The sequence below is a fragment of the Marinobacter sp. F4206 genome (genome assembly GCF_019392195.1).
In the GTDB taxonomy this organism is placed as follows: Bacteria; Pseudomonadota; Gammaproteobacteria; order Pseudomonadales; family Oleiphilaceae; genus Marinobacter.
This window is the reverse complement of record NZ_JAHXKI010000002.1, coordinates 680,872-706,905: the sequence shown is the minus strand read 5'-3', so window position 1 is coordinate 706,905 and position 26,034 is coordinate 680,872. Positions and strand designations below refer to the sequence as shown.

The following is a 26,034-nucleotide window of genomic DNA, read 5'->3' as shown; positions in this document are numbered from 1 at the left end:
CAGCTATAATGTGTGTATAGCCATTCAACCGGTTGACAGTCCTATGCGCGAGATTGATGCCTTGGACTACTGGCAGGAGAAAGGCCCCGCCTATTTCAGTGAGCTCTCAACTTTCGGTGCACTACCGGAAGAGCCGATACTGCGCATGCTGAAAAAGGGACGCATTATCGGGCTTGATGCCGGGGAACGGCTGTATTCGGTCGGCGAGCCCAGCGAAGCCTTCTACATCGTGCTGAGCGGCATAATGAACTCCTGGATGCCGAGAAAGGATGGCGGATGGACGCTCGCGCGCTGTCACGAGCCGGGTGACGATATGGGATTTGTCCCGATGATCTCGCTCTCTGACCGACCCGCCACCACCAAGGCCGACGAGGACTCTGTCGTCCTTGAGATTACCTGCGGTCATTTTCTCGACCTGCATCTGCAGGAACCTGAGGTCTTCGGCCTGATGCTGTTGAACCTTACCCGGGGCATGGCGAGAACCATTATCACGATGGCCTCGATGCTGGCGGAGCAGGATTCCCAGCTGCACAGGATCTACCCAAAGGCCCCCGGTTCCAGGGAAAAATGAAGCGCCCGGGTAAATGAAGATTTCTGTGCTGCAATCCGATCCGCCGGACTCGGGGGATAGGGTAAACTCCAGGGGAAAACGAATAACAAAAGCCTTGCAGGTTACTCGATGTCCTTGTCTCCCCGTGTTCTTCTCGTTCCATTCATTGGCATTGCGTTCGCCATTGCCGGCTGTGATCCCGGTCCGGATCAGTCTGCCCGGATCAATGACGCGGGCCACAGCGCCCCAACAACCAGTACCGGCAAAGCCAACCAGCAGGTGCTGGAGCAACGACCTTTCGACAACCGAGCCGATTTTGAAAATGCCCGGCGCGGCCTGATTGCCCAGGATCCAAAGCTAGTGATTGATCACCTCGGTGGCGGAGAAGTCTGGAGCATGTCGGACTACGACTTCGTCGACGCTGAGGGCGAGCGCGCACCTGCGTCTGTGAACCCCAGCCTCTGGCGACAAGCGGCCCTGAACAATATTCATGGCCTGTTCGAGGTAACCGATGGGCTCTACCAGATTCGTGGGTACGACCTGGCCAATATGTCCATTATCGAGACCGACACTGGCTGGATCATCGTGGACCCACTGACTGCGCGGGAAACGGCCAGCAAGGCCTTCCTGTTTGCCCGGGAGCACCTCGGGAAAAAGCCGGTGCGGGCAATTATCTTCACCCACAGTCACATCGACCATTTCGGCGGCGTGCAGGGCGTGTTGCAGCATCTGTCCGATGACGAAAAGGCGAGCCTGCGTATCATAGCCCCGGCCGGCTTCGAGGACGAAGCCACCAGCGAGAACATCATCGCCGGCCCGGCAATGACCCGGCGCGCAATGTTTATGTATGGCAAGCGCCTGGCGCGGGATGAACGTGGCCACGTCGGCACCGGCCTGGGTAAGGGCCCGGCGTTCGGCACCTTCGGGTTCGCTGCACCGACCGATGTGATCGGTGAGACCGGCACCGAACTCAACGTTGATGGCGTGCCGCTGGTTTTCCAGATGGTGTCCGGCTCCGAGGCACCTTCCGAATTCACCTTTTACCTGCCCGAACATAAGGCCTTCTGTGGTGCCGAACTGGTCAGCCGGAACATGCACAACCTCTACACCCTGAGGGGGGCGAAGGTGCGCGACGCAAGAGCCTGGAGTGGCTTTATCGATGAGGCAAGACGGCGTTTCGCCAATGCGGACGTTTACTTTGGCAGTCACCACTGGCCGGTGTGGGGCCGGGACAACATTCAGGATTTCCTGGCCAAGCAGCGCGATACCTACAAGTTCATCCATGATCAGACTGTTCGGCTGATGAACCGAGGTGCGACCCCGCGAGAGATTGCCGAAAACCTGCAGTTGCCCACCGCACTGAACGAGGATTTCCACAACCAAGGCTACTACGGCACCGTTTCGCACAACGCTAAGGCGGTCTATCAGAATTATATGGGCTGGTTCACCGCGAATCCTGCCCAACTCAATCCTCTGCCGGAAACGGAGTCGGCAAAACGATATGTAGCGATCATGGGTGGCCCAGAGAAGATTCTCAAACAGGCCCGGCAAGAATTTGAGGCGGCCGCGGATATGGCGGCTTCCGAAGGCCGTGATACCTACCGCTGGCTCGGCGAGTTGCTCAACCACCTGGTTTTTGCGGACCCGGACAACGAAGAGGCCAGGTCGCTGTTGGCGGATGTTTACGATCAGCTTGGTTACCAGTCGGAATCAGCGACCTGGCGGGATTTCTACCTGACGGGTGCCTATGAGTTGCGTCACGGTTCGCCGGAAGAAGGTATCAAGCCAGCCATGATGCGGGAGATACTGCTTAATACACCGGTTTCCTTGTTCTTTGACAGTATGGCAGTACGCCTGAATGCCGACGATGCCGAAGGCGAAGCCATGACGATCAAAGTCACCTTCACGGATCTGCAGGAAAGCTACCTGCTGACCCTGGAAAACTCCGTGCTGCATAACCGGCCGGCGGACACCGATTCGCCTGCCGACGCTACCCTCGTGCTCACGCGGCCTCTGTTTGTTGACCTTCTGATCGGGCAGGCGGGCTTGAAGGAACTCCTGTTCAGTGACGATATCCGCTTTGAGGGCAGTAAGCTGGATCTGCTCGGCCTATTTAGCATGCTGGATAAGCCCGAGGGGCGCTTCAATATTGTGACGCCTTGAGCTACAGTCTATGCTGGGTTGCCCTCAGGGAGTGCGGCGCTATGGGAAAGCGACCGCGCCGTAGCAAAGGAGTAAATGCATTGGAAAGGCCCGTACTTGAAGGTTCCGTTTCTGCACTTGGAGAAAGCCCCGGCGAAAAAGCGGTGGAAGCGGTCGACAACATCTCGCGCATTGATGTCCAGGAATTTGCCGGTTACAACCAGTTAGTCTCTACGCTTTACAGATGCTTGCACACAAATGAAGGCTTTCAGCCATTCTTCGAGGAGTTCCAGCGTCATTTTCGCTGCCTGCAAGGTGGCATTCTGGGCCTGACCGGCGAGCCGATCCGAATGGTTTATGGCTGGACGTTCGGATATCCAGAGGGTTTTGAGCAGTGGTTTTTGAACAGCGACCTTCCCCAGCAGGATGAGGCGCTCCTGAAATTCAGCGCCTTGCCACCCCGACAGTTTGAATCTCTCACCGAATGCGATCCGGGCATCGATATCCTTGATGTCGTGACCAACGAAACCCGCGAATGGGTCGAACAGGCAGGACTTGGCGACAGCGCCGGCATGCTGGTCAGTCGGGGAGAGGGTTCCCGTGTGGTGTTCCTGGCTAACCGGCATCGGAGCGAGGGACACTACACGCCCTCTGAACTGTTACAGATGAACATGCTTGCCCCGCATATCGAAAATGCCGTGGGTCTTTTCCATAAGCTTTACCAGTCACGGACCGAGAACGAGACGCTGTCGATGGCGCTCGATCGCATCAGCAAACCCATGATCGTGATCAATGAAATGGCCCGGGTGGTTCAGTGCAATGCTGCCGCAGAGAGCATATTGGAGGCGCATCCCCGACTGTTTGTGACGGGCTGCAGCGAGTCCCGGTTGCAGAGCCGGAATCCCGGCTTTAACCGGAAACTGAATGACGCCATCCTGACCAGCATCTTCAACGCCCGCGATGGCGTTCAGGACATGATTACCCTGTTTGACCGGGTAGGTGACGACCGTATTGCCGTGTGCATCACGCCGCTATCCATGGAGGCCGTGGACCAGGGTGAGCAGGGTCGGAAATACGGCGCGCTGGCGGAGCTCATCTCGTTCCAGGCTGCAAGTGCCCCGGATCTCATCAAATTATGCAACCTGTTCAACTGTACCAGGGCGGAAGGCGTCACGGCGGGGTACCTGATGCAGGGACTCAGTATTGGTGAGATAGCGGAGGTACAGAACCTGTCCGTTCATACGGTACGCGACTACGTGAAGAATCTGCTCGCGAAAAATGGCTATCGTCGCCAGGCGGAACTGGTGGGCGCCCTGGTTCGAGCGCTGGCGTAAGTCAGATGATTCGAGACCCTTTCACTCAGGCACAAAAAAGCCCGCACGAAGCGGGCTTTTTTTCTCGAAGATAAGGCCGTTACTGGGCCGAACCGCCAGAGTCCACCTCAGTGATAAACATCAGTTCCAGAGGGTCGACGCCGTCCAGGTAGACCAGAACTTCACTACTCTGGTCGTCGTTCAGTTGGACAAAACGCCAATGACCATAATCGCCTCCAGAGCCGTCCGTCTCGGTGAACAGCAATGTGCCTGACGTGCTGACTTCCCATTCGCCAGCAATGTTGTCCTCGCCGCTGCCACCGAATGACATGGTACCGACACGGGATCCGTTATCGGTCATCATGTCCACGGTGATATCCAGGCTGGTTGAGAACGTCAGGTCGAACGTGCCTTCTTCTCCATCCTCCACGAGATCGGCGAACGTGAAGTAAATGTTGTCCGGGGCGGGTGCGCCCGGATAGAGCTTGCTTTCCACGTAGACGGCCTTCGTGTCACCCTCAAAGTCACGAAGTTCCACGGCGTGGCGCCCCAGGCGTTGCAGGGTGAAGGTGTCTGATGCGGACGCATTATCGGTCAGGGTCAGTTCGCCCGTCGGGTGCAGGATCGCAGGACCGTTGACGGGACCGTCGCCACCATTCTGGGCCGGGTCGTCAAACAGGCCGCCGCGGCCGTCCAGATCCACTGTTACGTCGGATACGGCAAAGTTCCCGTTGCCGAAGGTGTAGGAGCCCCACTCGGACGACACGGCGACGGGTACAGAGTCGTAAGCCCCTTCATTCGCGTTGTGGGCGACCACATAGGTGCTGTCATCGAGAATGGTCAGCACGTTGTGAACGCCTTCGCCCTCGCCGAGGTACCAGCTCCCGACCAGGCTGTCCCGGTCGTTGCGGACGGCGTCAAAGATGACCTCTTCGCTGGCGTCAGAGGAAGTGAGAACCAGGGAACCGTCTTTCAGCTGCATGGTCCAGGTGGCCGTCGCATTGTTGCCTGCAAGGCCACCGCTGCCGTCGGAGTCATCCACGCGATTCAGCGAGAGTTCGCCTGAGGCGCTGTCCCACAGGTAGGTTCCGTGTTCTCCGCTGCCGGCGATTTGCTGATCATCGTCGGCCTTGGAGTGGACGATCAGGTATTCGCTGTTGTTCAGGAAGGTCAGCACGTTAACGTTTCCGCCGTCCTCAACATAGACCCAACTGCCGGTCAGGTCTGCAGATTGCGACGCTTTGAAATGGTTGATGGCGTCTGCTTTTGAAACCAGTGTCTTGCCGGTGGCCGTGATGGCGGTGCTCGCCTGGGTTTCGAAATCGGATTCGCTGACAGAGGGATCGATGTCGACATCCTGCAGCGCCGTGTGGATCGCGTTGGTGATGGTGATGCCATTGGCCGGATTACCATCATCGTCCAATGTCTGAAGCAGGCGGAGAACATTGACCACGGTCTGATCGGTGCTCCAGTCTGTCGCGCCGCTGCCCATATCGGCAGGCGTGACGCGGCCGGTTGCCTCGACCGGTGGCAGCTCGATGCCCCCAATGCTGAAGGTCACCGTATCGCCCGGGGCATAGTCATATTCGCCGAGCCCGTTGGTCTGGCCTTCCTGGCCGCTGGGTGAGGTTGAGTAGTTGATGCCCGCGACAGCACTGTCGACAAAAACGCCGGTTTCCGTATCGGCCTGTGCGGTGGTGTCAGTGCCGCCACCATTGGTGGACGAGCCACCGCCACCGCTACTGCCACCGCAGCCGGTGATCACCGCCGCAGAAGAAACGGCTACTGCCAGGGCTAACTTCTTGAAACAATCCATAACAACTCCTTTTAGAGGGAACTACCACTGGTTGGGTCGTTGGAAAGCTAGCACGGGGTTTTATGCGCAAACTGCCCCCATTTGGGGGGTATTGGGGTGGCGAATTGATAAATTTGGTTAAATCCAGGCGCCGCGGACACCTTCACCAATCTCCCGGGTGAATGCCCGAATCCGGCTGACCCGACGCAAGTCCGGGTGGGTGAGTATCCAGAGTGGTGTCGCCAGTTCCTCGAGCGGATCGGTCAGGCGCCTGAGATCGGAGGTGTTGTCACCGAGGTAGCAGGGTAATACCGCCAGGTCCGGACCATGTTTGATGGCCGTTTTCATACCGAACATGGAATCCAGTCGGTAACGGCATCGCTCATCCAGTCCCTGTTTGGTCATCCAGGTTTCCAGGGCGCTGTTACCCATGTGCTTGTCCGGGCCTACCCAGGGGTGCCGGTCGAGCTCGCCCAACGGAGTGGCCTCGCTCTTCCAGTGCTCGCCACAACCATAAACTGCCTGCTCAATGCTGCCGATTCGCCGTCCGACCAGGGTTTCGGGTGGATTCTGTGTCGGACGGATGGCGACGTCCGCCTCCCGTTTGCTCAGGCTGTGAACCTGGTTGGAAATAACCACTTCCAGGCTGATCTCCGGGTAATTCGTGCGGAACTCGGCGAAGATCGGCGCCAGCAGGCCTGTGAACAGGGTGTCGGTGGTGGTCACTCGAATGGTGCCGGAGAGCTTCAGGTCCTTTCCGGCCAACCGGCGTTCAGCGCCGACGATATCGGCTTCAACCCGGTTTGCAACGGCCGCGAGATCCTCGCCAGCGAGCGTTGGGGCATAGCCGGTTCTGGACCGCTCGAACAGGGTTACGCCCAGGCGCGCCTCCATGTCAGTGAGTCGTCGGAACACCGTGGCATGGCTGATACCCAGCCGCCGGCCGGCGCCTGACAGGGTGCCGGATTCGGTGATGGCCCAGACGATCTGTAGATCGTCCCAGCGAATGCGTTGTTCATTCATGCAAAGTTAGTTCTCGGTATTAGGCAATTCCTGTGTGCTAACGAACAGCTTAGGCTGTTACGAAACAGATGCAATAGGAGCGAAGCGATATGAAGGTGCTGATTATACTGGCCCATCCGGAGCGGGCGTCATTCAACGGTGGTCTGGCAAGCGTGGCCGAGGAGAGGCTTCGAGCCGAGAGACATGAGGTCGAATTCGACGATCTTTACCGGGAAGGGTTCGATCCGGTGGAACGAGCGGGCCACTACGCCGAGCGGGTAGATGAAGACTGCTTCGCACCGTTAACCGAGCAGCGCGCCCACTATGAGCGGGGGCCGCTTCCCGCCGATGTTCAGCGTGAGATTACCCGCCTGGAATGGGCGGACCTGGTCATCTTCCAGTTTCCACTCTGGTGGCACGCTCAGCCGGCCATCCTGAAGGGCTGGTTTGACCGGGTGCTGGTTTACGGAGGGCTGTATTCCGGCAGCCGGCGCTACGACCGGGGCCATTTCCATGGCAGAAAGGCGATCTGCTCGGTCACGACCGGCTCCCCCGAGCAGGCGTTCATGCCGTTTGGCCGGGCCGGCAACATGGTGGAATGGCTGTGGCCGATTCATTCATCGCTGCATTACGTCGGTTTTGATGTCCTGCCTCCCCAGGTCAGCTACGGCATTCAGGGAGGTGGCATCCGGTATCAGGAGGAGAGTGTTTTTCGGGAGCACCTGCAAACTGCAAAGCAGGCCTGGGCCTCACGGATTGAGGGATTGGGTAGAGAGACGCCGATCCCGTTTACCGGATGGGATGACTGGGATGATGACGGATTACTGAAGCCGACTCATCCCATGCGTTGGCGCCCGTGAAGATCGACGCTGCACAAAGTCGGGACTGTAGGTGCTGGTTCTGTATCCATTTTCACGTTGGAAGGCGCATTTTCTGGTAGCATTCGGCAAGATTTCAACACCTTTTCATTGTTCAACCTCTGGAGAACTCTACCCGTGATGCGCCCCTTTTTGATTGCTATCGCAGCCACCACCTTGATGGCTGGCTGTCAGACATCCACTTACATGACCTCTGCGGCGACGGATGGCAACGGGGTCACCTGCGGTGAAATCTATCAGGCGTTCAATGCCTATGAACAGGACCGGCAGTCTGCAGATGCGCTGGCGCAACTGAGCCAGTTGGTCAGTCCCGCAGCGGGCAGCTATGCCGAAATGGGGGTCAATTCAGCCTCCAAATACTACGACCAGATTGTCGCCAGCGCGAATGTTGCGCTCGCGATTCGAGGCTGTCAGCCGGTTGGTTGAGTAGTGTCAGCTTTTTAAACATTGTCGATCCCTGGCGCATACTAAGTTATTGTTCTTTAGGTTCCGGCATTAATAATGCTTGGGAAATGGCCTAGCGTCTCACAGGGAACTTAGTGCCATGCGCTCGATTATTTCAATCCTTCTGCTTGTCGCTGGCTCAGTATGCTGGGCTACACCGATCACCTACTCTTTTGAGGGCCAAACTACCAGGATTTCCTCCAATGTTGGCGATCAGAACCCGTTAACCCCGCTGATTCGTGATGACGGTGTCGTTGTCACGAATGGCGACGTTTCGATGACGGGGCAGATTATCTTTGATCCGGTGGTCACCCGAAACGGCGCGGGCGGAACGGGGTTAGGGGAGGTGCTGTCTTGGTCCTTTTCCACACAGGGGCTTACCTATCAGGGTGCTGGCGGTGCTTTCCATTTTCTGACCTTCCTGAGTGACTCCTTCCATTACGCCGATGAGGTGCCAACCGGCGGGTATGGTCCGGATGTTGTCAGTCTCGGGTTTGATTTCAATGGCGCGCCGTTCTCATCCGGCCCGGATGATTTTCCGGTCAACCGGTTTATCGGTGGAACGTTTTCGACTGCGATTGATCTCGGGGTGGTGAGCGATGTAGTCACCATGTACGGCCTCGACGGTGTCATTACCAGCATGCGTGTCGAGTCAGTACCAGGGCCATCGTCCCTGTTGACGATGGCCGCCGGATTCTCCCTGATCTGGCTGCGGCGCCGCAGTCTGGGGAGGCTTCAGCGGCGCTGACTACGGGGTGGTCAGCGCAAAGCTAAGCAGCCAACGGTTTCCCCGCTCAATCCTCGAAACCCTGTGCTGATAGAGATCCGGGCGAAACAGAACTATTCGCCCGAACAGGTTAAAGATGTTCTTCTCGCACAGGAATTCGCCTCCTTCTTTGGGCTTGGCAAGCACGCAGTTGAGCTTGTAGAGACGCCCCTCGGCGATCATGTCCAGGTGAGGACCCACTTTGTGTCCCTGCGGGTAACGCACCAGGTAGATGTTCAGGCGCTTTGACCGGAGCAGGATTCGCGTTTTTACGTTCGCTGGCATAGTCGGGGCTTTCCGGGAATATAGGTTCGGACCGAGTTTCAACCGCATACGATGCCATAGTACCGATTGCAAAAGCATCTTCGAACAAATCGCTACATGATCAAAAAAAGGTTTCAGGGATGATGGCAGTCACCGTGGGCTGAGTTGAGCTCAAACTGCGGTACGATGTTCGGGAAAGCTGCAACCGGAGTAACAGAGCTATGCAATCCGTGGTACTTCTTGATGGTGGCTTGGGCCAGGAAATATACCGGCGTGCCCAGCGGGTAAGCTCTCCGCTCTGGTCTGTTGCGGTGATGCTGGAGCAGCCCGAAATTGTGGCTGCGGTGCATACCGATTTTATCCTGGCAGGCGCGAAGACGCTGTCGCTCAATACCTACGCCGCCACGCCGACCCGTTTGGCTAAACAGGGCTTGCTTGAGCGGATCGACGACATTCATGAGCAAGCCTTTCGCGTGTTACATCAGGCAATTGAGCGGACGGGCGCGGAAGTGGACGTTGCCGGTTGCCTCCCGCCCTTAACCGGCAGTTACCTGGGGCAACCCGAGCGTTCTTTTGAAGATCTTCTGGATGAATATGTCACGTTGGTGCGCTTGCAGGCTGCTGCTGATGTTTTCCTGATTGAGACCATGACCAATACCCTGGAAGCGCAGGCGGCCTGCGCCGCTGCCCGTGAGCTGGGCAAACCCTACGGGGTCGCCTTTCGCCTGGAAGCAGACGGCAAACTCAAATCAGGAGAAAGTCTGGCAGAAGCGGTTGCGGCCGTTAGCCACTACTCGCCGAATTCGGTGATGTTGAATTGCTGCGATCCGGAGGTGATGACGGTCACCATGCCCGAACTGGTTGATCTGTATCCCTGTGCTGGTGGTTACGCGAACGCTTTCAAGTCTGTCGAGCCCCTGGCCAGCGGCGGCTCGGTGGATGCGCTGGAGGCGCGGGATGACATATCGCCTCGCGCCTATGTTTCGCACGTGCGACGCTGGCTGGCGGAGGGCGCCCTCGTCGTGGGAGGGTGTTGCGAGATAACGCCAGCCCACATCCGGTACATTACGGAAGCATTTGCTGGTGATGTCGAGTTTGTTCGGTTTTCTCAGCTCGCTTAACCCGCGACCCCGTTGTTGCGAATGCCCTTGTTCTTGAACCTGACGGGCTTCTGGCAGTCTGATATCGAGTGAGCTAATCGTTCAGGTGTCTTTTCCAGTGGAGGAACTGAAGATGACTGTGCAACGGCATGGCCTTTCCATAGGCATAGATCGGGTTGGCGATGATGTTTTCCTGGCCTTGAAGGCCCAGGGAAAGCTGACCCACGAAGATTTCAAAACCATCAGCCCGATGATCGATGGTGCCCTGGCGGGAATCAAAAAACGCAAGGTAAGAGTGTTATTTGATGTGAGGGACCTCGAAGGTTGGGAACTCCGCGCCGCCTGGGATGATTTTAATTTGTCCCTGGAGCATGGGCTGCAGATCGACAAAATTGCGGTATTCGGTCACAAGGTCTGGCAGGACAATATCGCGAAGGTTGCCAACTGGTTCATGGCCGGCGACCTGAAGTTTTTCGAGCATGAAACTGACGCACTTGCCTGGCTGAATCAGAAATAGAAGGCCCCATACAGCCGAGCCCCGCGATAAAGATCTGTGACGCTGCCATTGAAATCGTCGTCTTTGATGTCGACGTCAATGGCGAGTCGCGACAGTGAGGCGCCAAGGGCAAAATGTCGCAGCGCACGGTATTCCACGCCGACTTGCAGCTCCAGCAGAGATCCACGGATCTCATCCTCATAATCGAAATAGAACGTGTCCGTCCGGAAACGCACAAGTAAACGGGGGGTTGCCGCGTAGTCCATTCGAAATCCGAACACTGGCATGGGGGCGGTCGTTGCCGCTGTCTCGGCAAAGCCGCCGGCGGAAGAGGCCAGTGTGGCCTCGTAGTCCAGAATGTTGAGTCCTGCAGAAAACGCCAGTTCGACTCTGTCGACATGGTAGAAGCTGTAGCCGTATACCACTTTGTAGACGTCGTTCTCTATGCTGCTGTCGACTCGGGTACTTGTGGTGAATTCGCGGTCCCTGAAGGTAATGCTCCGTGTTATTTCCCGGCTGCCATCGCGCTCAAGCTGAAAGGCCGCCAATTCCACCCTGTGGCGATTATTGAAGCGATAATAGAATTCGAAGCTCGGGGTTGTGATGGTGGTATCGCCGTCCAGGTCCTGTTCGAAATCGATGGTGGTGCCCAGTCCTGACCTTGAAGCGCTTGCCGACAGACTTGTACTTGAGTCAATGACGAATAGCCCCCCAAGCTGAAGCATGGTGCGGTCAGGAAGGTTTTCGTACCGGGTCTCGGCAAGAGAAGCGCCGGCCGGAACAAGAGTCAGGCAGATGGCAATGGTTAGGCTGGCGAGTAAAGCGGTGCGATCGGGTTTCATGGGCAGGCCCCCGTTTTGAAATCGTGCTGACAGGACGGCCTGATCTGTCGTCTAAAATACCTTCCTTAATATTTAGTACAGCCTTGGCAGAGCGCAAGTGAAACTGGTGAAGGGTGGGGGAACCCTTCACCATGGAATGCTATCTGGAGCGGTGGGTTTCGAGGTATTTCAACGCATCGCTGCGCAGAGGCAGGTGCATGGCGCTCAGGATTTCGCGGCGCTCGTAGCCGAGATCCAGCAGGATGTCGTCTCTTTCCGCAAGCAGAGACTTCGCGATACGCCGGAATTGCTGACGACGGGAGTAACTCTCCATCCAGTGGGAAAGAGGCCCTAGTGCGGCAGTGTGATGGTGGTTTCTCATGTCGGGCATCGTCGTCACCTGTCTATTGGTCGAGTGGATTTAATCGCACGACACAGGATGGCGACTTGACTGCCTTCAATCAAACGAAAAGATTTTAACTGTGCCTTCAAATATGCTTAAGTCAGTGTTTGTCGGATTCTGATTGAGGAGACCAGCCGCTGTGAACATGCCGTTGCTTGATAATGAAGTGCTCAGAACCTTTGTTGCGATCTCTGAATGCGGCACCTTTACTGGTGCTGCCAAGGTGGTCCACCGCACACCCTCGGCGCTGAGTATGCAGATCAAACAACTGGAGCAAAGCCTCGGCAAGAGCCTGTTTGTTCGAGAGCCCCGGCAGGTCACGCTCACCACGGAAGGTGAGATCCTGCTGGACTACAGCCGTCGGTTGCTGCGCCTGAATCAGGAGGCAGTCCAGCACTTCATTGCGCCGACACTTGAGGGCAAAGTGGGTATTGGTACCTCGGATGACGTTGGCACCCGGATTTTGCCCGAGGTGCTCGCACAGTTTGCCCGTTCTTATCCCGCGGTACTGGTGGATGTGGTGGTTGGCTCGAGCAAGCAGAATCTGGCCCGTGTAGATGCAGGCCAGCTTGATATGGCGCTGGTTACCGTGGCGGACGAAGCCAGGGACATTCGTGGCGAAGTGGTGCATGAAGAGCCGCTGGTCTGGGCTGGCCGGGAAGGCAGCTCAGCCTTTCAGCGCACGCCCCTGCCCATTGCAATGGCGCACGAAGGCTGTGCCTGGCGGCGGATGACACTGCGGGCGCTTGATCGGGCAGGCATACCGTATCGAATTGCCTATACCTGTGAGCATTGCTCCGGGCAGGAAGCGGCGATGGTGGCAGACCTTGCCGTTGCGCCGTTCCCCCAGAGCCTCATTCGGCCGCCATTGAAACAGTTTTCCAGCGACGATTTACCGGATATCGGGTCGTATCAGCTGGCGCTTGTGCGGGGCGCCTCCACCCCGATCAACGACGCTCTGGCCACCCATGTAAAGGAGGCCTTCCAGAGCGTGTTGCGAGCCACTGCGTGACACTGCGCCGTTACATTGGATGGCCGAGCAACCCGAGGACACCCAGGGCAATCAGGTAGCCCGCGACAATGTAATTGAGCAGTTTCGGGAACACCAGGATGCCGACACCGGCGCCAAGGCTGATCAGGGGAGCGAGCTCCAGATGAAGGGTCATGAAGGTGGTCTCCGGTCAGGCCTATTTCTTGAAGAAGGTAAGGAAAGCGCCGGCTGCAGCGGCCGCGGCACCGCCAATCAGGTACCACATGGTTTCATCGGTAAAGCGCCCGGTGACGGTCTCGGTCAGTTGGTTCCCAACGGACTGGGTCGACTGATAGCCGAAATAGAGCAGGGCAACACCGACCACGAGCAGGACAACACCGACGAGTTTTGAGCTTCCCATTCAAAGGTTCCTTATAGGGTTCAGTTGGGCATCTGTTTGAAAGCACAGGGGAGCTTGACACCAGACGGAGTGGTCAGCAAGGGCGTAGTCGGTGATTTGTGAAAACAGCCCGGCTTGGCGTCTTCCCGCCCAGCCTTTATCATCCCGGGCTCACCTCACCAATCCGGACACTCTGCCATGAAGTTCCCCATCGTTACCGTCACTCTGGTCTCAGCGGCCCTGATCTTTGTGGTTTGGGAGCAAACCCGAGAGCAGCCGGAACCTGTGACAGCCAGTCGGTTTGCCGATCTGTCCGCTAATCCGGTGGAGCGGGGCACGGTTGTGGACTGGATGACCGGTCAGGTTTCCGATTTCTGCGCGGAGGCAACCGGGGCAGCACCCGGTAGTGACGCCCATACCGGCTGTATTGACGGCAGCGAGGCACGAGAGCCTGCCTGCCGCAGGGCGATGGCGGACCGGTTTCCGGGCATTGTCGCATCCGAGCGGATCTTCCGCGATCTTTCAATAACGCTGATGAATTGCCTGGTGCCGCAATCCCGGCCGATCGACTAACTACGACGGCGCGCCGTTGTCGGGATCCTTGTCCTGACCATGTAACGCGCCCCGTGCGGCCTCCTGGTCCAGGTTGATGGCGCGGATCGGATAGGGAATCCGGATGCCCTCTTCGGCGTAGCGTTTGTGCAGCGCTTTGACGAACGCGGATTTTACCCAGAATCGGTTGAAGTACTCTTTGGCTCGCAGCATGACAGTAAAGTTGATGCTGGAGTTGTCGAAGGTGTGGAACAGCACGAAGGTGTTGTATTCCGCAACGCCCCATTCATGGGTCTTCAGGATCTCCCGGGCCACTTCCAGGGTCACCCGCTCCACATGATCCAGATCTGAATCATAATGAACGCCCACTTCCACCGGTACTGACAGTTCCTTGGCCGGATAGTAATAGTTGATGATCTTTGAGCCGGACAGTTTGCTGTTGGGCATGATCACCATGTTGTTGGGTAGCATGCGAACCCAGGTAGAGCGCCAGCCAATGCGGTCGACAAAGCCCTGTTCGCCGGAGTCCAGTTCGATGAAATCCCCCACCCGGATCGGTTTGTCCATCAGCAACTGAACGCCGGAAAAGAAGTTTTCCAGGGTGGGCTGCAGTGCCAGGGCGACCGCCAGTGAGGTGATGCCCAGCGAGGCGATTACGGGCGTAATCGAGATACCAACGGTGCCCATGAGTATCAAAAGACCGAGACCCCAGACAATGCCCCGGGTAATACCCTGCAGGATGCTCCGACTGCCCCGCAACACATCCGATTGTTCGGCATAGCAGCGAATGGCGCCGCTGCACAGCCGATCCACGAACACCACGATGGCGAGTATCAGCAGGAAGTATTCCAGGGGGCCGGCGTAAGCGGCCAGCTGGTCTGAGGTAATGCCGAGGTAGGCGCACGCCGATTTGAAGACGATCACCGTCAGGCACAGGATCAGCAGGGTCAGTGGCCAGGGTAGCGCCGACGCGATCAATGAGTCCATCGTGAAGCGGCTGCGACCAAGCAGGGCAATGGTGCGTCCTAAAATGAGGCGTTTCAGCAGCAGAAGGGTCAGCATCGTGGCCAGCGAAATGCCGGATGCAATGACCCAGGGGTTCAGGAACAGCCCGCTGAAGGGAAGTGTCTCCATGTGCCAGTCTCGTGGGTGGCCGAGTTGTTGTTATTTTAAGCAATTTCCGTACCTCCGTCTGGCATGGGCGGTGTGGTTTCGCCATCGGCAACGCAGTCCGCTAGACTCTCTCCATTGATCAGCGAGTTACATTTACCAGTACGCAGGCGGCACCGAATGTCTGAAGATCCCCTGAAAGCCTTGTCCGATATGGCCAGCGATGCCCATACCCGAATCCAGGCGGCTCACGAGCACATCAACCCTGTGGTGGAGGTGCGGCGAGGCATGCGCGACGCCGGCATTCCCGCCGATGTCATGACCATTGACTGTCTGCGGACCCGCCGGCGGATAAACCTGATCCTCCATGACGAACAGCCGGGCAGTCTGCTTTACCAGTTCGTGACCATCGAGGACGAAGTGGGGGACAGTTTCCAGAGTATGGCGCTGGCCGATGTGACAATTCAGACCCTGGTTGACTGGATGCAGGATTACTTTGGCTGACTGACAGGTCGGGAGGGCTTGCCGTGTCATGATGACCGTGGACGCATCCATACTCTGGGTACTGGGTTTCGGCACGGTTGCCGTGGCGCTGGCGACGTTCCTGGCGCTGGTGGTCCTTGAGCTCGGTTGGCTGGACCTCGGTAGCGCCATCAGTTGGCTTCTGGTTATCGTAACCGGGCTATGTCTCGCTGCGCAGCTTTGGTGGACTGTTCCCTACATTATCGAGGACGACGTGCCCTCCATGCATGCTCTGGTGGAGTTGCGTTCCGGTGATCGAGTGCGAATCCATTTTCTCCACCCGGCACCTCCCAGCCCGACGGAGAACCCCGAGTCCGCGTAGCGGGATGCAGAGCTGGTGATCGTTGGCCGGAGTATCGCCGACAGTGATGAGCCGATCATCGTCACGGGGGATCTCAACGATGTCGCCTGGTCGCCCACCACCCGTCTGTTTCGCAAAGTCAGTGGCCTGCTGGATCCGCGGGTGGGGCGAGGGTTTTACAGTACCTTTCACGCCGATTACCCCGTTATGCGATGGCCACTGGATCATCTTTTCCATAGCAAGCATTTCACGCTGGCCTCGACTACCCGACTGCCCGACTGCCGTCCATCGGTTCTGACCACTTTCCATTGCTGACGAGCGTGTTGTACGACCCGGCCCTGGGGGCGGGCAAGAGCCTCTTGAGGCCGAAGAGGGCGATCAGGAGCGCGCGCGAAGCCTGGCCCGGGAGAAGGACGCGAGCAAAGCGGATGTCCCCGAACCGGGCGACTAGCGGGAGGACGGTTTTTGTTCCGGTTCTGAAGGGGAAATTTTACCGTGTGCTACGCTTAAAACGGTCCCGCCGATAGTCTGTTGTAGGTCTTCATATCGCGGAAGGGAAGTCCTGATCTTTGGAGGTGCCCAGTAAGCGGTCAATTTAAAGGTAAAGGAGACGAGCAAATGGAAGCCAAATCCAGTCAAGACGAATACAACCAGGTTAAACAGGATCTACAACAGCTCCGGGACGATCTCGCCAAACTGACGAAGGCGGTTTCGGAGAACCAGAAGGGCAATATCAGCAGCCTTCGGGATGAGATTCGTCGGGAAAGTCGCGAAGCGTTTGATCAGGTCAGGCAAAAGGGCAATGACGCACTGGACCGGGCGAAGGACGTTGGCGACAAGGCGGTTCACGACGTTGAGCACAAAATAGAGGAGCGGCCGTTCCTGAGTATTGTCATCATGTTTCTCGTAGGCGTTCTGGTGGGCAAGCTGCTTGATCGCGAACGATGATTGATTCGGCCCAGATCAAGGGATTGGTGCGCAAAGCCGTTGCGGCAGTCACTGGATTAATGCTTGCAATGGTCTTGCTTATCGCCCTGCTGGTTACCGGGTTCTATCTCCTGATCAGGGCAGCCCTCCTGGCCCTGACGCCGCTGCTCGGTGAGGCTGCCGCCATGGCCGCCGTTGGGGCGGGGTGCGTGCTTCTGCTGGCGGCCTTTTTCTGGATGTTGGCCGGTGGTCATTCGGCCTCGAAGAGAAAGCGCCGCAAGAGTTCTGGCGAGACCTCCTCCCTGGAACAGGTGCGGGAACTGATTCGTGAAAACCCGTTGGAAGCAGCCCTTACAGCCTTTGCGGTGGGGGTTGCTCAGCAAGGGGACCCCAGGCTCAAATCGCTGCTGATGCAGGGCGGCATGGAGTTGATGAAGCAAGCGGAGCGCCGTGAAGGCGATGCTCCTGAAGACCCCCGCCCTCAGGAAGGTGGATCCACCCGGCGATAAATGGCCTCCAGAAGGCTGTAGATACCAAACGCCAACAAACCAATCGCAACGAAGCCAATGAGCCATGCGCCGAACCGCTGGCTTCCGAAGGTGTCAAATACCTCGGCCAGGCCGCCTGCCTCCCTGGGATTCAGGTGATAGGCCGCGATCACAAAAAAGTTTCCGGCAACCACGAAGACGACGCCGCGAATAACCAGTCCGAACCGGCAGATCGGGTAGGCCCATTGCTGTGTTTCGGGCGGCATGTCGAAGTGCTCGTCGAACGTTGCCCTTGCCCCTTTCAAGCCGTGAGCCAGTCCAGCACCGATCATGAGGATGCCGACAGCCCCGACCAACCATCGCCCCAATGGCTGTGTCATTAACCAACTGGCAAAGCCTTCCGAACCGCCGCCTGAACTGCTGCTCAGGGTGAAAATCAGGCTGATCGCAAAGAACGCCAGAAACAGATGTGTCATGGCGCTGACCAGCAAGCCGGCTCGAATGGTGAGCCCCTTGGGGCTGAGGCCGTGCTGGTCGGTGTCCCCGATTGCCTGAATACAACGCCAGATTGCATAGCCGGCAAGCCCGAGAGCCAGCGTGGCAAGCAGGAAATCCCCCAAGGGAGCGGTCAGGAGCTGCGCTATAGCACCCCTGCTGCCCGTGGTCTGGCCGCCTTGCCCAATTGCTGCCAGTGCCGCCAGCCCCCCAACGAGCAGGTAGACCGTGCCGCGGGCAGCGTAGCCCATTCGCGCCAGCGCGGTAATGGCGTTTTCGGTCAATCTTGCCATGTGCCACCTCGTGGCAATTCTATTTGCCGAGCAGCTCACCAACGGAGCGCAGGTTAACCACGTGATCGCAGACCGACTTGGTGATCATCAGGATCGGCGTTGCGACAATTAATCCAACAGGTCCCCAGAGCCAGCCCCAGAACAGGAGTCCGATGAAGATGGCGACTGCATTGAGGCTGGAGATATAGCTGGTTAACCAGGGCGTCAGAAGATTGCCCTGGATACTGGTAATGATCAGTGAGACGCCGGATACGATAACGGCCATTTCCAACTCGCCAAACTGGATGAACGCGGCAACCCCGGTGCCAATCAGAACCAGAAACGGACCCAGGTAGGGCACGGCGCTGGCAACTCCGGCCACGACGCCCCACAGGGCAGCCTGTTCCATGCCGAGTGCCAGAAACGCCAGCCAGGTCACGATGCCCACGAACAGGGCGCCAATGACCGTCACGAACAGGAAGCGGCGGACCTGCTGGTGCAGTTCGTTCATGATTCTGGCCGCCTTTCGCATGCGTCCGAAAGAGGGGCCCGAAATCTTTACAACCTTGCGTCGGTAAAGCGAACCCACTGCCAGCAGGAAATACACCAGCAAGAGTACGGAGATGAACTGGGAGACAAGAACCAGTGCCGCCGGCGAACCCTTGATGACATACTCCTGTATATCCATGGGCTTATCCACCACCCGAACCCGTGTGACGCCTGGCTGGCTGGACTCGGCATCTTCCTGGTCCTGCGCGGCGGTGGCTTCGATTTCCTTTGCGGCTGTTTGCGCCTTTTCCATGATGCTCTCTTCTTCGTTGGAAGAGTGGGCTTCCCTGCGCTGGAACTCATTCATCGCCACCGGGATCTTGTCGAGCATCGCCATGGCTTCCTGTTTCAGCGGGACGCTGGCCGCAGCGATGATGCCAATCAAGGCAAACAGAGCTATGGCGGCACCAAGCGGACGGGGGATTCGGATCTTATCGAGCGTCGATACCACGGGGTCGAGGGCGTAACTGATGAGTACCGCGACCACTAGCGGCAACAGAACGGACTGGGCCCAGTCAATGAAGTAGAGGGTGGCAATGCTGGTCAGAACGATCAGCGCCATGCTTCGAATATTGATCGCCTCGATCAGTGCCGTTGTGGATGGAGTTCCATTCGCGTCCTGCGTAGTGGCCGGGCTCTGCTCGTCGTTATCCATGGCTTTGGTTATCTCGTTTTCGGCACCGTGCTGATACTCAGTGTAGTCCGCTATGTTCAGTCGGACATTCGTCGAAGCGGGAGGAATTCGTCGCCAAACGGAAGCTGAAGGTCAATCTGACTGTTTTAATTTGTAACCTGCCATTCTGCCGGAGTTTGCCCCTGCGTCGGGGCATGGAGTGTCGCTCATCCCTTTTTCTATTTAAGACAGGAGGTTGGTGTCGTCTTTCGCGGTTTTTTCGGCGTTACATTCGATGTCATCGTGTTTTCAACTGTAAGCGACATTTTTCTGACGAAATTGCCCGCCAAAATAGGAGTCAGATCTCAAAATATTGCCTATTCCAGGGCTATGCTTTGCTCAGATGTCAATAATCTGGTGCAAAAGTATGTCAAATCTCGGCAAAAAACTGTTGAAGCAAGGTGCGCTGCTGGTACCCATGGCAGCATTTCTTTCCGGCTGCGGTCTGGATGCTTCGGACGACAGCAGTATCACCGAGGCGCAATCTCCGGGCACGGTCGAGCCCACCGCACAGGTGGCGGGTGCTGCCATTAAAGGGGTGATACAGCAGGGCGTGGTAACGGCGAACCGGTTGCTGGAAGACAAATCCGGCTATTACCTCCCTGACCGCCTGGCCGCCAAACCCGTTCGAACCGCCGACGATGGCAGCTATGAGCTGCGTTTGCGGGGCAAGGCTGACGGCTGGGCCCTGGTGGAGCTGCGGGCTGACGGTAGTACCCGCATGGTATGCGACGTCGTGCCGAGCTGTGATCAGGTCGGCGGCGGCCAGGTTGAATTCGGCCAAACACTGGAACTGAGCAGCGACTTTGTATTGCGTGGCGCCGGGGACCTGGTTACCGAGACCGTGCATCTCACGCCCCTCACCCATTTGGCCGTGACATTGGCCGAACGCAGTGACGAAGGCCTGTCGCCAGCAGCACTGGCGGGCGCCTACCAGACCGTGGAGGCCTGGTTCGGGTTGTCTGTCGGCGCACTTAGCCTGGTGCCACCTGATCTGACGCGACTTGATGAGCTCGAAGCGGTATCGGCGGATGCGCTTCAGGTCGCGATCACCAATGCGGCGTTTCTGGCGCTGGTCAACGACAACGACCAGTGGCAAAGCATTTCCGATGTGCTGAACAACATGTCGGCGCAAGTCGTTGCCAGTGGCCGGCTTGATATCACGGGTGATGGCACCAGCCTGGCGCTGGCGGATATTGTTGCAGCGTCTGCTGCCCAGGCATCCGAGCTGCAGCTGGTCACCGAGTCGAGCATCATCGACCAGAAGCTGGTGATTGTGGAGTACCGCAACGTTCAGCGGTTCAAAACCATAGCGGATGTTTACAGTGGCTCTGACGACGGCGATACCAGCGTTGCGGACACGACCGAGCCCCCGACCACAGAGCCGGCACCGGAACCGGCCATCCCGGCGGACGCGGCGCTGCTCAGCTGGACGGCTCCGTTGACCCGGGAAAACGGGGTGAGCCTGAGCATGGGTGAGATTGCAGGCTTTGAAGTCGTCTACGGCAAGTCGGCCGATGCACTGGATCAGTCGATTGCCATTGGCGATGCCTCTGTCGACGAACTATTGGTGGACGATCTGAGCGAGGGCACCTGGTACTTTGCCATGCGAACCCTGGATACCGACGGCAATCGAAGCTCACTGTCGGAGATGGTCAGCAAGCAGATCTGAATACTCAGCGAAAGGCCGCCGGCGTGCCATGCGCCGGTGGCCAATAGCTATTGCAGGCGCTCAACCCGGACGCGGGCGATGGGGTTATCCCAGCGCTGAACACCTTCCAGCGTAGACGTGCCGAGCCCGTCATCCTGTGTAACCACGCCGGGGTGGATATAGACGGCATTCCGGACATCATCCCGAGCCGCATTGAATCCTTCGGCAAGTCCACTGGCAGCGGGGCCGGGCACGGTGTCTGCGGTTTCGGTATTGGCCTCGGTGCCAGCGTCGTAGCTGATCGCAAAATAAGTCCTGGTGTCGCCGATCGAAAAATCGCTGAGGTCGATGCCGCGGACCCCCGCCAAAGCATCGTTGGTATTCACGGGCATGGCTAGCCAGGTCAGTAGCAGCCCGTTGTCAGAGGTTGTCGAGGCAGAGGCCGAGATTTCCGCCGTCGCGCCCGGGGGGATGGGGCCGGTACCGGTTTCGGTCGCCAGCACACCGCTGTCGGCGTCCGCCGCCGCGAGAAACGCGTCGTTGTCGCCACTTTCCGCCAGTCGTTCCAGTTCCACCGACGCGCCATCACCCAGACTGAATGCTTGCCACTCGGCGCGATGGATAACCACTGCGGCGGGCGAAAAGGGTTGTCCGGCGGACAGATTGGTGATGCTGACCTGGTAGCGGAAGCTGCGCGAACTGACCAGCGAGTCACCATCGTCGTCGCTCGAACTGCATCCTGCGACCAGCCCCGTCAGTGACAGCATCAGAATCAAGTGTGTTCGAAATGCCATGACGCACCTCCGGATTATCGTACGGTCACGGTGACGCGAGCCACCGGGTTCAGCCACCGATGCAGGGTGCTGACAATATCGCTGGGTCCGCCGCTTGGGTTGTTATCACCCAGGTTGCCGCGATGAATGTGAACGTAGCCCTCGACGTCGCTCGTCACTCCGGTACCGTTGGTTCCCAGCTCGGAGTCCAGTTCGGCCGGCACCGGCATGCCGGGCAGGCCGACGGTCTCGCTGCCACGCAGTTCGTTGTTGGCCTCGGTGCCGGCATCGTAGGCGTTCAGATTGTAGCTATAGGTACCCGGCTCGGTGGGTAGGGTGAGGCTATTAAGAGCCAGGAAACCATCGTTGGTGGGCAACAGCATGGCGACAATCGACAGTCGGGTGTTCGCAATGGCGTTACCGGTATTGAGCGTGACAACGGTACTCGCCCCCGGTGCCAACAGCCCGTTGGCCGGGTTATCGGCAATGGTGGCACCGGCGGCATCCAGAAAGGTAATCAGTCCGGAGAGATCACCGACTTCCGCCATCGCCCGCAGGTTACTGGACGCCGTCTCACCAGCTTCAAAGAGGGAAACGGACTCTGCATGGGCCGCTACCAGCAGCGGCGTGAAATACAGGCCCCGGGTCGGGTTGTGGATTTCCACATCGAATTCGGCGGCCAGGACCGGGAAGGGGATGGCAGCGAATGCCAGAGAGAGGATTAAACGGTTCATGGGTCGACTCCTTTCACCACTGATCAGGTCCCTTCAGTATCGCCCGATGGCGGGAGGTCGTCATCCCGGAATTGTAACGCTGATGCCGTTCTTTCGGCGGCCGCCAAAGTCGTTTTGACGCCCTCTGGTGGAGTGCTATCGTGATTGATGGAGTGACAAGCACTCGGAGGGGACAGGCATGAACAAAGACAGCGACGACCCGCTGGCCCGGAAACGGCTTTATGTACTGGTGGCGGATAATGCACAGGCAAGGTTATTCCAGGCGACAACGCCTGTTAGGGCTCTTGATGAAGTCATGACCCGGGAGCACCCGGCTGGCCGCCTGAAGGATTCGGAACGCTATTCCGACCGGCCCGGGAGCGACCATGGCGGTGTCGGCGGGCATCAGAGTTATGACCGTGAAAAGTCGGACGACCCGGAGGAGGAGCGGTTTGCCCGCGACCTCAGCGAACAACTGGAAAAGGCCCGGCATGAGGGACGCTTCGAAAAGCTGGTGCTCGTGGCGCCTCCCAATTTTCTCGGGGCGTTGCGGCATCATCTGAGCAAGGACTGCCTGACAGCGGTGGTAAAGTCCATTGATAAGGACCTGGTGCGCCAGGACCCCGAGGCGATTATTCAGCACCTCGGGCTGTAACGGGAAAAGATGTTTCGGAGCAATTCGTGCTAGTCTCCTGAGCGAAAGACGTTGACAGTTTTCCAGGGGAGTAGTCGATAGAAATGAGCAGTGATCCGTTAAATGAAGTACTCGAGCTGACCGGTGAAGAGCGGTATGACTACTTTCTGAGTGAAGTGCTCGAAGAGCGCGAGATCTGGATTCTGGTCAACGCCGATAACCGCTTTCTGAAGATTGTTTCGGAAGACGAGGGCGTGTCGCACTTGCCGGTCTGGCCGAGCGCCGCGTTTGCCGCCAACTATGCGGGCGGCTCGGATGAGCTCTCGCCGAAAAGCATTTCCCTGCCGGATTTCTTCAAGAAATGGGTGCCAGGTCTGACCCGGGACGGTCTGGACGTTGGCGTATTTCCAGGCGCAGACGGTACCCTCTGGATTACCGAGCCGGAAGAACTGAAGCGCGACCTGCAGGACGAGCTGTCGAGTTTCTGAAAAGGCCTGGTTAGAGGGTGAGCAGGGCTTGGAAGTCGTATTGATCCTGCTGGCGGTTGGTATACTGATTCTGGTCCCCGTCGGCTCCATTCTTGGCGTCCTGGCATTTCGTCAGCGTCGTGAACAGGCCTCTCGCCTGGACTTGCTCGCGCGTGAGCTTTATGAACTCCGCCAGGAAGTGGTCCATCTTCGGCGCCAGACTGGTCAGCCGGAACAAACGGCCACATTGAGCCTGGATGAGCCGGAAATACCTGACCCCCAACCAGAGGCAACGGAACTTCCTCGGTCTGCCCACCTTGTTCAGGCGCTGAAAGAGAACTGGATGGTCTGGCTGGGCGGTCTCAGCGTGGGGCTTGCCGGTATTTTCATGGTCAGCCACTCCATCAATGCCGGTCTGATTGGACCGCTGCAGCAGCTGTTGCTCGCCCTGATCAGCGGCCTTGCCCTGCACCTTGGTGCCGAGGTCCTCAGGCGCCGACACATGGGCACGGACCAAGTGTTCGCGGCCCTGGCCGGCGGCGGCAGCATCACGCTGTATGCGGCCCTGCTGGCGGGTGTGCATCATTTCGGGTTTATCAGTGCCACAGTGGGGCTGGTCGGGCTGGCGTCCGTGTCTCTGGTGACCATGGCCCTGTCGCTGGTTCATGGGCCATTACTCGCCATCATGGGGTTGAGCGGCGCTTACCTGGTGCCTCTGCTGATCGGGAGCGACGACGGCAGTGTCGCCTTTGTGCTGTCGTACAGTTTCCTGATTACATTGAGTTCCCTGCTGCTGATGCGTTACGTGTTCCGCGACTGGCTGTGGTACGCCACCCTGGCCGGAGCGTTGCTATGGTGGTTCCTGGGGACCTCGGCGGAGCCTGTCGGGGCGTCCATACCCTGGTACCTGGCGGGATTGATGGTGGGCTTTGGCGTATTGCGGGGCAATCAAGGGGTCGGGGAGCAAAGGTTGTGGCAGGCCTTCCTGCCGTTGCTGGCGGCCTGGGGCTTTTCAATGGCTATCCAGCTTGATACCAGCCCTGTGTACTGGAGCTGGTTGCTGATCCTGCCGGTAACCGCGTTGATTCCCCAGAGCCGCGGTGGGATCTGGTATCTACCCTGGGCGAGTGTGGTGGTCAGTGCAGGCGGGTGGCTCGTGCTCCGGGGCAGTCTGGGCCCCGGGGACGGATATCTGGTGCCCTGGCCGGCGGACCAGCCGGGCGGCTTCTTCGGTTACCTCGTGGCCGCGGCCATTCTCACCGTCGCTGTCGGGCTCTGGCAGTGGGTGCGCCACAGCGACCAGCGGCGCTGGGCGTCCCTGACCCTGTTATCGCCACTGGTGTGGCTGGTTCTCGGATGGTTGCTGCTGCACGGCTATGAAACTTCATCGGTCTGGGCGGTAACCACCTTGCTGGTCGGAGGCCTCTACGGTGTGATGGCGTCGCAGATGGAACGTCGCGAAACGTTCCGCACCGGGGTGGTCTGGGCCATCCTCGCGGCGCACGTCAGCTATACCCTGGCGGCGGTGATGATTGTCCGTGAGGCCTCTCTGACGCTGGCGCTTTCGGTCCAGTTTGTCAGCCTCACCTGGCTGGCCCGGCGTTACGCCATGCCGGAACTGTACCTGCTCCTGAAAGCCGCCCTGGCGCTGGTGGTCGCACGGCTGACATTCAATCCCTGGCTGCAGGGCTATGCGGATGATCTGCACTGGTCTCTGTGGACCTACGGCGGGGCAACGCTGTTGGCAGCGATCGCGACGCGATTGTCGATGAAAGGGCATAGCATTCGCCCGTGGCTGGAAGGGGCAACCCTGCACCTGCTGGTGTTGTTTCTGGGTACCGAGCTGCGTTACTGGCTCTATGACGGCGATATCTTTGCCCACGAATACAGCCTGACCGAGGCCGCGATCAACACGCTGCTCTGGGGATCCCTCAGTGTCACCTATATGGTGCGTGCCGGCGCGAGCCAATCGCTGGCCTGGCTGTATCGTCTGTTCGCCCGGATGCTCCTCGTGCTGGCCTCTTTGAGTTATCTCTCGATACTGATCCTGCTGAACCCCTGGTGGGCCGAAAGCAGCGTTGGCGACACCCCGATCTTCAACCTGCTCCTTCCGGCCTTCGGTGGCCCGGTCCTGTTGGCGCTCATGGTCAGCCGGTTCCCTCAGCTGGCTCCCCGGCTCTGGTCCCTGTGCCTGGCTGCCGCCGGCTTCCTGTTGTTCACCGCCATGGAGATACGGCAGTTGTGGCAGGGCGGTGAAATGGCCGCGTCGTTCGGCATGAGTGAGGGCGAGCTCTACAGCTACTCGGTCATCGGCATGTTGTACGCCATCGCCGTCATCGTCTATTCCACCAGGCGGGCCAACGCCCTACTGTACAAAGCTGGCATGGCGTTGCTGGGCATCGTGATTGCCAAGATTTTCCTCATCGACATGGCTGGCTTGCAAGGACTCTGGCGGGTCGCAGCTTTCATGGGGCTGGGGCTGGCCTTGCTCGGGCTGGCCTGGATGTACCGTAACGTCCAGCGAGCATCGGAGCAACCGGAGCAAGCCGGTAGCCATCCCTGA

31 protein-coding genes are annotated in these 26,034 nt (G+C 58.4%); 19 read left to right on the top strand and 12 right to left on the bottom strand.

From position 1 onward, the window contains the following. The first annotated feature begins 43 nt into the window (after nt 1–43). The 3 genes from KZO34_RS05610 to KZO34_RS05600 all read left to right on the top strand — a co-directional run bounded on the left by KZO34_RS05610 (nt 44) and on the right by KZO34_RS05600 (nt 4,026). Nucleotides 44–571 carry a Crp/Fnr family transcriptional regulator gene (locus KZO34_RS05610; protein WP_219474181.1) on the top strand — a complete coding sequence of 176 codons (528 nt, stop codon included), beginning with the start codon at nt 44–46 and terminating at the stop codon, nt 569–571. A 108-nt stretch (nt 572–679) separates the two neighbouring features. Beyond that, the gene (locus KZO34_RS05605) at nt 680–2,713 is read left to right on the top strand and encodes an alkyl/aryl-sulfatase (RefSeq protein WP_219474179.1); all 2,034 of its coding nucleotides are present in this window, start codon (nt 680–682) and stop codon (nt 2,711–2,713) included. An 80-nt stretch (nt 2,714–2,793) separates the two neighbouring features. Then, entirely contained in the window at nt 2,794–4,026 is a 1,233-nt protein-coding gene (locus KZO34_RS05600) for a helix-turn-helix transcriptional regulator (RefSeq protein ID WP_219474176.1), read from the top strand. Between the two features lie 79 nt (nt 4,027–4,105). Here KZO34_RS05600 and KZO34_RS05595 read toward each other — a convergent pair whose 3' ends face one another. Further along, nucleotides 4,106–5,821, bottom strand: a complete 1,716-nt coding sequence (locus tag KZO34_RS05595) for a hypothetical protein (protein ID WP_219474174.1) — start codon at nt 5,819–5,821, stop codon at nt 4,106–4,108. A 117-nt stretch (nt 5,822–5,938) separates the two neighbouring features. Then, the gene (locus KZO34_RS05590; RefSeq protein ID WP_219474172.1) at nt 5,939–6,823 is read right to left on the bottom strand and encodes a LysR family transcriptional regulator; all 885 of its coding nucleotides are present in this window, start codon (nt 6,821–6,823) and stop codon (nt 5,939–5,941) included. A gap of 89 nt (nt 6,824–6,912) precedes the next feature. On the opposite strand from KZO34_RS05590, the gene KZO34_RS05585 reads away from it, so the two are divergent. The 3 genes from KZO34_RS05585 (at nt 6,913) to KZO34_RS05575 (ending at nt 8,872) form a co-directional block, all read left to right on the top strand. Then, the gene (locus tag KZO34_RS05585; RefSeq protein ID WP_219474170.1) at nt 6,913–7,662 is read left to right on the top strand and encodes an NAD(P)H-dependent oxidoreductase; all 750 of its coding nucleotides are present in this window, start codon (nt 6,913–6,915) and stop codon (nt 7,660–7,662) included. Between the two features lie 138 nt (nt 7,663–7,800). Continuing rightward, nucleotides 7,801–8,106, top strand: a complete 306-nt coding sequence (locus tag KZO34_RS05580; protein WP_257900322.1) for a hypothetical protein — start codon at nt 7,801–7,803, stop codon at nt 8,104–8,106. 118 nt (nt 8,107–8,224) lie between these two features. Beyond that, nucleotides 8,225–8,872: a hypothetical protein gene (locus KZO34_RS05575; protein ID WP_219474167.1), complete on the top strand. Its 648-nt coding sequence runs from the start codon at nt 8,225–8,227 to the stop codon at nt 8,870–8,872. Here KZO34_RS05575 and KZO34_RS05570 read toward each other — a convergent pair whose 3' ends face one another. After that, on the bottom strand, nt 8,873–9,175 hold the full coding sequence (locus KZO34_RS05570; protein WP_219474165.1) for a 2OG-Fe(II) oxygenase: 303 nt from the start codon (nt 9,173–9,175) through the stop codon (nt 8,873–8,875). A gap of 200 nt (nt 9,176–9,375) precedes the next feature. Here KZO34_RS05570 and KZO34_RS05565 point away from each other — a divergent pair, with 200 nt between their 5' ends. Both KZO34_RS05565 and KZO34_RS05560 read left to right on the top strand, forming a co-directional pair. Beyond that, nucleotides 9,376–10,275, top strand: coding sequence for a homocysteine S-methyltransferase family protein (locus KZO34_RS05565; RefSeq protein WP_219474163.1), 900 nt, complete (start codon nt 9,376–9,378; stop codon nt 10,273–10,275). 112 nt (nt 10,276–10,387) lie between these two features. After that, nucleotides 10,388–10,771: a SpoIIAA family protein gene (locus tag KZO34_RS05560; RefSeq protein ID WP_219474161.1), complete on the top strand. Its 384-nt coding sequence runs from the start codon at nt 10,388–10,390 to the stop codon at nt 10,769–10,771. Here the strand turns inward: KZO34_RS05560 and KZO34_RS05555 are convergent. Continuing rightward, nucleotides 10,762–11,592 carry a hypothetical protein gene (locus KZO34_RS05555; RefSeq protein WP_219474159.1) on the bottom strand — a complete coding sequence of 277 codons (831 nt, stop codon included), beginning with the start codon at nt 11,590–11,592 and terminating at the stop codon, nt 10,762–10,764. The two genes, KZO34_RS05560 and KZO34_RS05555, sit on opposite strands and share 10 nt — an antisense overlap. Nucleotides 11,593–11,731: 139 nt before the next feature. Further along, nucleotides 11,732–11,962 carry a hypothetical protein gene (locus KZO34_RS05550; RefSeq protein ID WP_257900205.1) on the bottom strand — a complete coding sequence of 77 codons (231 nt, stop codon included), beginning with the start codon at nt 11,960–11,962 and terminating at the stop codon, nt 11,732–11,734. 157 nt (nt 11,963–12,119) lie between these two features. Between KZO34_RS05550 and KZO34_RS05545 the strand changes: the two genes are divergently transcribed. Beyond that, entirely contained in the window at nt 12,120–12,986 is an 867-nt protein-coding gene (locus KZO34_RS05545) for a LysR substrate-binding domain-containing protein (RefSeq protein WP_219477186.1), read from the top strand. Nucleotides 12,987–12,996: 10 nt separating this feature from the next. Here KZO34_RS05545 and KZO34_RS05540 read toward each other — a convergent pair whose 3' ends face one another. Next, nucleotides 12,997–13,140 (bottom strand): DUF3096 domain-containing protein, encoded by a 144-nt coding sequence (locus KZO34_RS05540; RefSeq protein WP_219474158.1) that lies wholly within the window; start codon nt 13,138–13,140, stop codon nt 12,997–12,999. Nucleotides 13,141–13,161: 21 nt separating this feature from the next. Next, complete coding sequence (locus KZO34_RS05535; RefSeq protein ID WP_219474155.1) at nt 13,162–13,365, bottom strand: DUF3185 family protein; 204 nt, start codon at nt 13,363–13,365, stop codon at nt 13,162–13,164. Between the two features lie 177 nt (nt 13,366–13,542). Here KZO34_RS05535 and KZO34_RS05530 point away from each other — a divergent pair, with 177 nt between their 5' ends. Beyond that, nucleotides 13,543–13,917 (top strand): hypothetical protein, encoded by a 375-nt coding sequence (locus tag KZO34_RS05530; RefSeq protein WP_219474154.1) that lies wholly within the window; start codon nt 13,543–13,545, stop codon nt 13,915–13,917. Here the strand turns inward: KZO34_RS05530 and KZO34_RS05525 are convergent, their stop codons facing one another. Beyond that, entirely contained in the window at nt 13,918–15,030 is a 1,113-nt protein-coding gene (locus KZO34_RS05525; protein ID WP_219474152.1) for a mechanosensitive ion channel family protein, read from the bottom strand. It abuts the gene before it with no gap. A gap of 156 nt (nt 15,031–15,186) precedes the next feature. Between KZO34_RS05525 and KZO34_RS05520 the strand changes: the two genes are divergently transcribed. The 5 genes from KZO34_RS05520 (at nt 15,187) to KZO34_RS05505 (ending at nt 17,265) form a co-directional block, all read left to right on the top strand. Continuing rightward, nucleotides 15,187–15,510 (top strand): hypothetical protein, encoded by a 324-nt coding sequence (locus KZO34_RS05520; RefSeq protein ID WP_219474150.1) that lies wholly within the window; start codon nt 15,187–15,189, stop codon nt 15,508–15,510. Nucleotides 15,511–15,538: 28 nt separating this feature from the next. Next, nucleotides 15,539–15,850 carry a hypothetical protein gene (locus tag KZO34_RS18630; protein WP_257900204.1) on the top strand — a complete coding sequence of 104 codons (312 nt, stop codon included), beginning with the start codon at nt 15,539–15,541 and terminating at the stop codon, nt 15,848–15,850. 15 nt (nt 15,851–15,865) lie between these two features. Next, nucleotides 15,866–16,144, top strand: a complete 279-nt coding sequence (locus KZO34_RS18625; RefSeq protein ID WP_308318773.1) for an endonuclease/exonuclease/phosphatase family protein — start codon at nt 15,866–15,868, stop codon at nt 16,142–16,144. Nucleotides 16,145–16,447: 303 nt separating this feature from the next. Continuing rightward, nucleotides 16,448–16,777, top strand: a complete 330-nt coding sequence (locus KZO34_RS05510; RefSeq protein WP_219474149.1) for an ElaB/YgaM/YqjD family protein — start codon at nt 16,448–16,450, stop codon at nt 16,775–16,777. Continuing rightward, nucleotides 16,774–17,265 (top strand): hypothetical protein, encoded by a 492-nt coding sequence (locus tag KZO34_RS05505; RefSeq protein ID WP_219474148.1) that lies wholly within the window; start codon nt 16,774–16,776, stop codon nt 17,263–17,265. Before KZO34_RS05510 ends, KZO34_RS05505 begins: the two co-directional genes overlap by 4 nt. Here KZO34_RS05505 and KZO34_RS05500 read toward each other — a convergent pair. Both KZO34_RS05500 and KZO34_RS05495 read right to left on the bottom strand, forming a co-directional pair. Beyond that, on the bottom strand, nt 17,238–18,032 hold the full coding sequence (locus KZO34_RS05500) for a DUF1206 domain-containing protein (RefSeq protein WP_219474147.1): 795 nt from the start codon (nt 18,030–18,032) through the stop codon (nt 17,238–17,240). The genes KZO34_RS05505 and KZO34_RS05500 overlap by 28 nt on opposite strands. 19 nt (nt 18,033–18,051) lie before the next feature. Beyond that, entirely contained in the window at nt 18,052–19,215 is a 1,164-nt protein-coding gene (locus KZO34_RS05495; protein ID WP_219474146.1) for an AI-2E family transporter, read from the bottom strand. 385 nt (nt 19,216–19,600) lie between these two features. Here KZO34_RS05495 and KZO34_RS05490 point away from each other — a divergent pair, with 385 nt between their 5' ends. Next, the gene (locus tag KZO34_RS05490; protein ID WP_257900203.1) at nt 19,601–20,905 is read left to right on the top strand and encodes a fibronectin type III domain-containing protein; all 1,305 of its coding nucleotides are present in this window, start codon (nt 19,601–19,603) and stop codon (nt 20,903–20,905) included. 47 nt (nt 20,906–20,952) lie between these two features. Here KZO34_RS05490 and KZO34_RS05485 read toward each other — a convergent pair whose 3' ends face one another. Beyond that, complete coding sequence (locus KZO34_RS05485; protein WP_219474145.1) at nt 20,953–21,678, bottom strand: spondin domain-containing protein; 726 nt, start codon at nt 21,676–21,678, stop codon at nt 20,953–20,955. A 14-nt stretch (nt 21,679–21,692) separates the two neighbouring features. Beyond that, nucleotides 21,693–22,391, bottom strand: coding sequence for a spondin domain-containing protein (locus KZO34_RS05480; RefSeq protein WP_219474143.1), 699 nt, complete (start codon nt 22,389–22,391; stop codon nt 21,693–21,695). Between the two features lie 178 nt (nt 22,392–22,569). Here KZO34_RS05480 and KZO34_RS05475 point away from each other — a divergent pair, with 178 nt between their 5' ends. From KZO34_RS05475 to KZO34_RS05465, 3 genes are all read left to right on the top strand, one after another. Next, nucleotides 22,570–23,025, top strand: a complete 456-nt coding sequence (locus KZO34_RS05475) for a host attachment protein (RefSeq protein ID WP_219474142.1) — start codon at nt 22,570–22,572, stop codon at nt 23,023–23,025. A gap of 83 nt (nt 23,026–23,108) precedes the next feature. Further along, on the top strand, nt 23,109–23,492 hold the full coding sequence (locus KZO34_RS05470; RefSeq protein ID WP_219474140.1) for a DUF2750 domain-containing protein: 384 nt from the start codon (nt 23,109–23,111) through the stop codon (nt 23,490–23,492). Nucleotides 23,493–23,520: 28 nt separating this feature from the next. Continuing rightward, nucleotides 23,521–26,034 carry a DUF2339 domain-containing protein gene (locus tag KZO34_RS05465; protein WP_219474138.1) on the top strand — a complete coding sequence of 838 codons (2,514 nt, stop codon included), beginning with the start codon at nt 23,521–23,523 and terminating at the stop codon, nt 26,032–26,034.

Bases quoted from the DNA above. Each gene is read 5' to 3' on its own strand.
- KZO34_RS05535 (WP_219474155.1), bottom strand. From the start codon at position 13,365: ATGGGAAGCTCAAAACTCGTCGGTGTTGTCCTGCTCGTGGTCGGTGTT.
- KZO34_RS05590 (WP_219474172.1), bottom strand. From the start codon at position 6,823: ATGAATGAACAACGCATTCGCTGGGACGATCTACAGATCGTCTGGGCC.
- KZO34_RS05530 (WP_219474154.1), top strand. From the start codon at position 13,543: ATGAAGTTCCCCATCGTTACCGTCACTCTGGTCTCAGCGGCCCTGATC.
- KZO34_RS05550 (WP_257900205.1), bottom strand. From the start codon at position 11,962: ATGCCCGACATGAGAAACCACCATCACACTGCCGCACTAGGGCCTCTT.
- KZO34_RS05610 (WP_219474181.1), top strand. From the start codon at position 44: ATGCGCGAGATTGATGCCTTGGACTACTGGCAGGAGAAAGGCCCCGCC.
- KZO34_RS05560 (WP_219474161.1), top strand. From the start codon at position 10,388: ATGACTGTGCAACGGCATGGCCTTTCCATAGGCATAGATCGGGTTGGC.
- KZO34_RS05485 (WP_219474145.1), bottom strand. From the start codon at position 21,678: ATGGCATTTCGAACACACTTGATTCTGATGCTGTCACTGACGGGGCTG.
- KZO34_RS05605 (WP_219474179.1), top strand. From the start codon at position 680: ATGTCCTTGTCTCCCCGTGTTCTTCTCGTTCCATTCATTGGCATTGCG.
- KZO34_RS05545 (WP_219477186.1), top strand. From the start codon at position 12,120: ATGCCGTTGCTTGATAATGAAGTGCTCAGAACCTTTGTTGCGATCTCT.
- KZO34_RS05580 (WP_257900322.1), top strand. From the start codon at position 7,801: ATGCGCCCCTTTTTGATTGCTATCGCAGCCACCACCTTGATGGCTGGC.
- KZO34_RS05475 (WP_219474142.1), top strand. From the start codon at position 22,570: ATGAACAAAGACAGCGACGACCCGCTGGCCCGGAAACGGCTTTATGTA.
- KZO34_RS05505 (WP_219474148.1), top strand. From the start codon at position 16,774: ATGATTGATTCGGCCCAGATCAAGGGATTGGTGCGCAAAGCCGTTGCG.
- KZO34_RS05470 (WP_219474140.1), top strand. From the start codon at position 23,109: ATGAGCAGTGATCCGTTAAATGAAGTACTCGAGCTGACCGGTGAAGAG.
- KZO34_RS05480 (WP_219474143.1), bottom strand. From the start codon at position 22,391: ATGAACCGTTTAATCCTCTCTCTGGCATTCGCTGCCATCCCCTTCCCG.
- KZO34_RS05555 (WP_219474159.1), bottom strand. From the start codon at position 11,592: ATGAAACCCGATCGCACCGCTTTACTCGCCAGCCTAACCATTGCCATC.
- KZO34_RS05565 (WP_219474163.1), top strand. From the start codon at position 9,376: ATGCAATCCGTGGTACTTCTTGATGGTGGCTTGGGCCAGGAAATATAC.
- KZO34_RS05490 (WP_257900203.1), top strand. From the start codon at position 19,601: ATGTCAAATCTCGGCAAAAAACTGTTGAAGCAAGGTGCGCTGCTGGTA.
- KZO34_RS05520 (WP_219474150.1), top strand. From the start codon at position 15,187: ATGTCTGAAGATCCCCTGAAAGCCTTGTCCGATATGGCCAGCGATGCC.
- KZO34_RS05595 (WP_219474174.1), bottom strand. From the start codon at position 5,821: ATGGATTGTTTCAAGAAGTTAGCCCTGGCAGTAGCCGTTTCTTCTGCG.
- KZO34_RS05510 (WP_219474149.1), top strand. From the start codon at position 16,448: ATGGAAGCCAAATCCAGTCAAGACGAATACAACCAGGTTAAACAGGAT.
- KZO34_RS05500 (WP_219474147.1), bottom strand. From the start codon at position 18,032: ATGGCAAGATTGACCGAAAACGCCATTACCGCGCTGGCGCGAATGGGC.
- KZO34_RS05570 (WP_219474165.1), bottom strand. From the start codon at position 9,175: ATGCCAGCGAACGTAAAAACGCGAATCCTGCTCCGGTCAAAGCGCCTG.
- KZO34_RS05525 (WP_219474152.1), bottom strand. From the start codon at position 15,030: ATGGAGACACTTCCCTTCAGCGGGCTGTTCCTGAACCCCTGGGTCATT.
- KZO34_RS05575 (WP_219474167.1), top strand. From the start codon at position 8,225: ATGCGCTCGATTATTTCAATCCTTCTGCTTGTCGCTGGCTCAGTATGC.
- KZO34_RS05585 (WP_219474170.1), top strand. From the start codon at position 6,913: ATGAAGGTGCTGATTATACTGGCCCATCCGGAGCGGGCGTCATTCAAC.
- KZO34_RS18630 (WP_257900204.1), top strand. From the start codon at position 15,539: ATGATGACCGTGGACGCATCCATACTCTGGGTACTGGGTTTCGGCACG.
- KZO34_RS05540 (WP_219474158.1), bottom strand. From the start codon at position 13,140: ATGACCCTTCATCTGGAGCTCGCTCCCCTGATCAGCCTTGGCGCCGGT.
- KZO34_RS05495 (WP_219474146.1), bottom strand. From the start codon at position 19,215: ATGGATAACGACGAGCAGAGCCCGGCCACTACGCAGGACGCGAATGGA.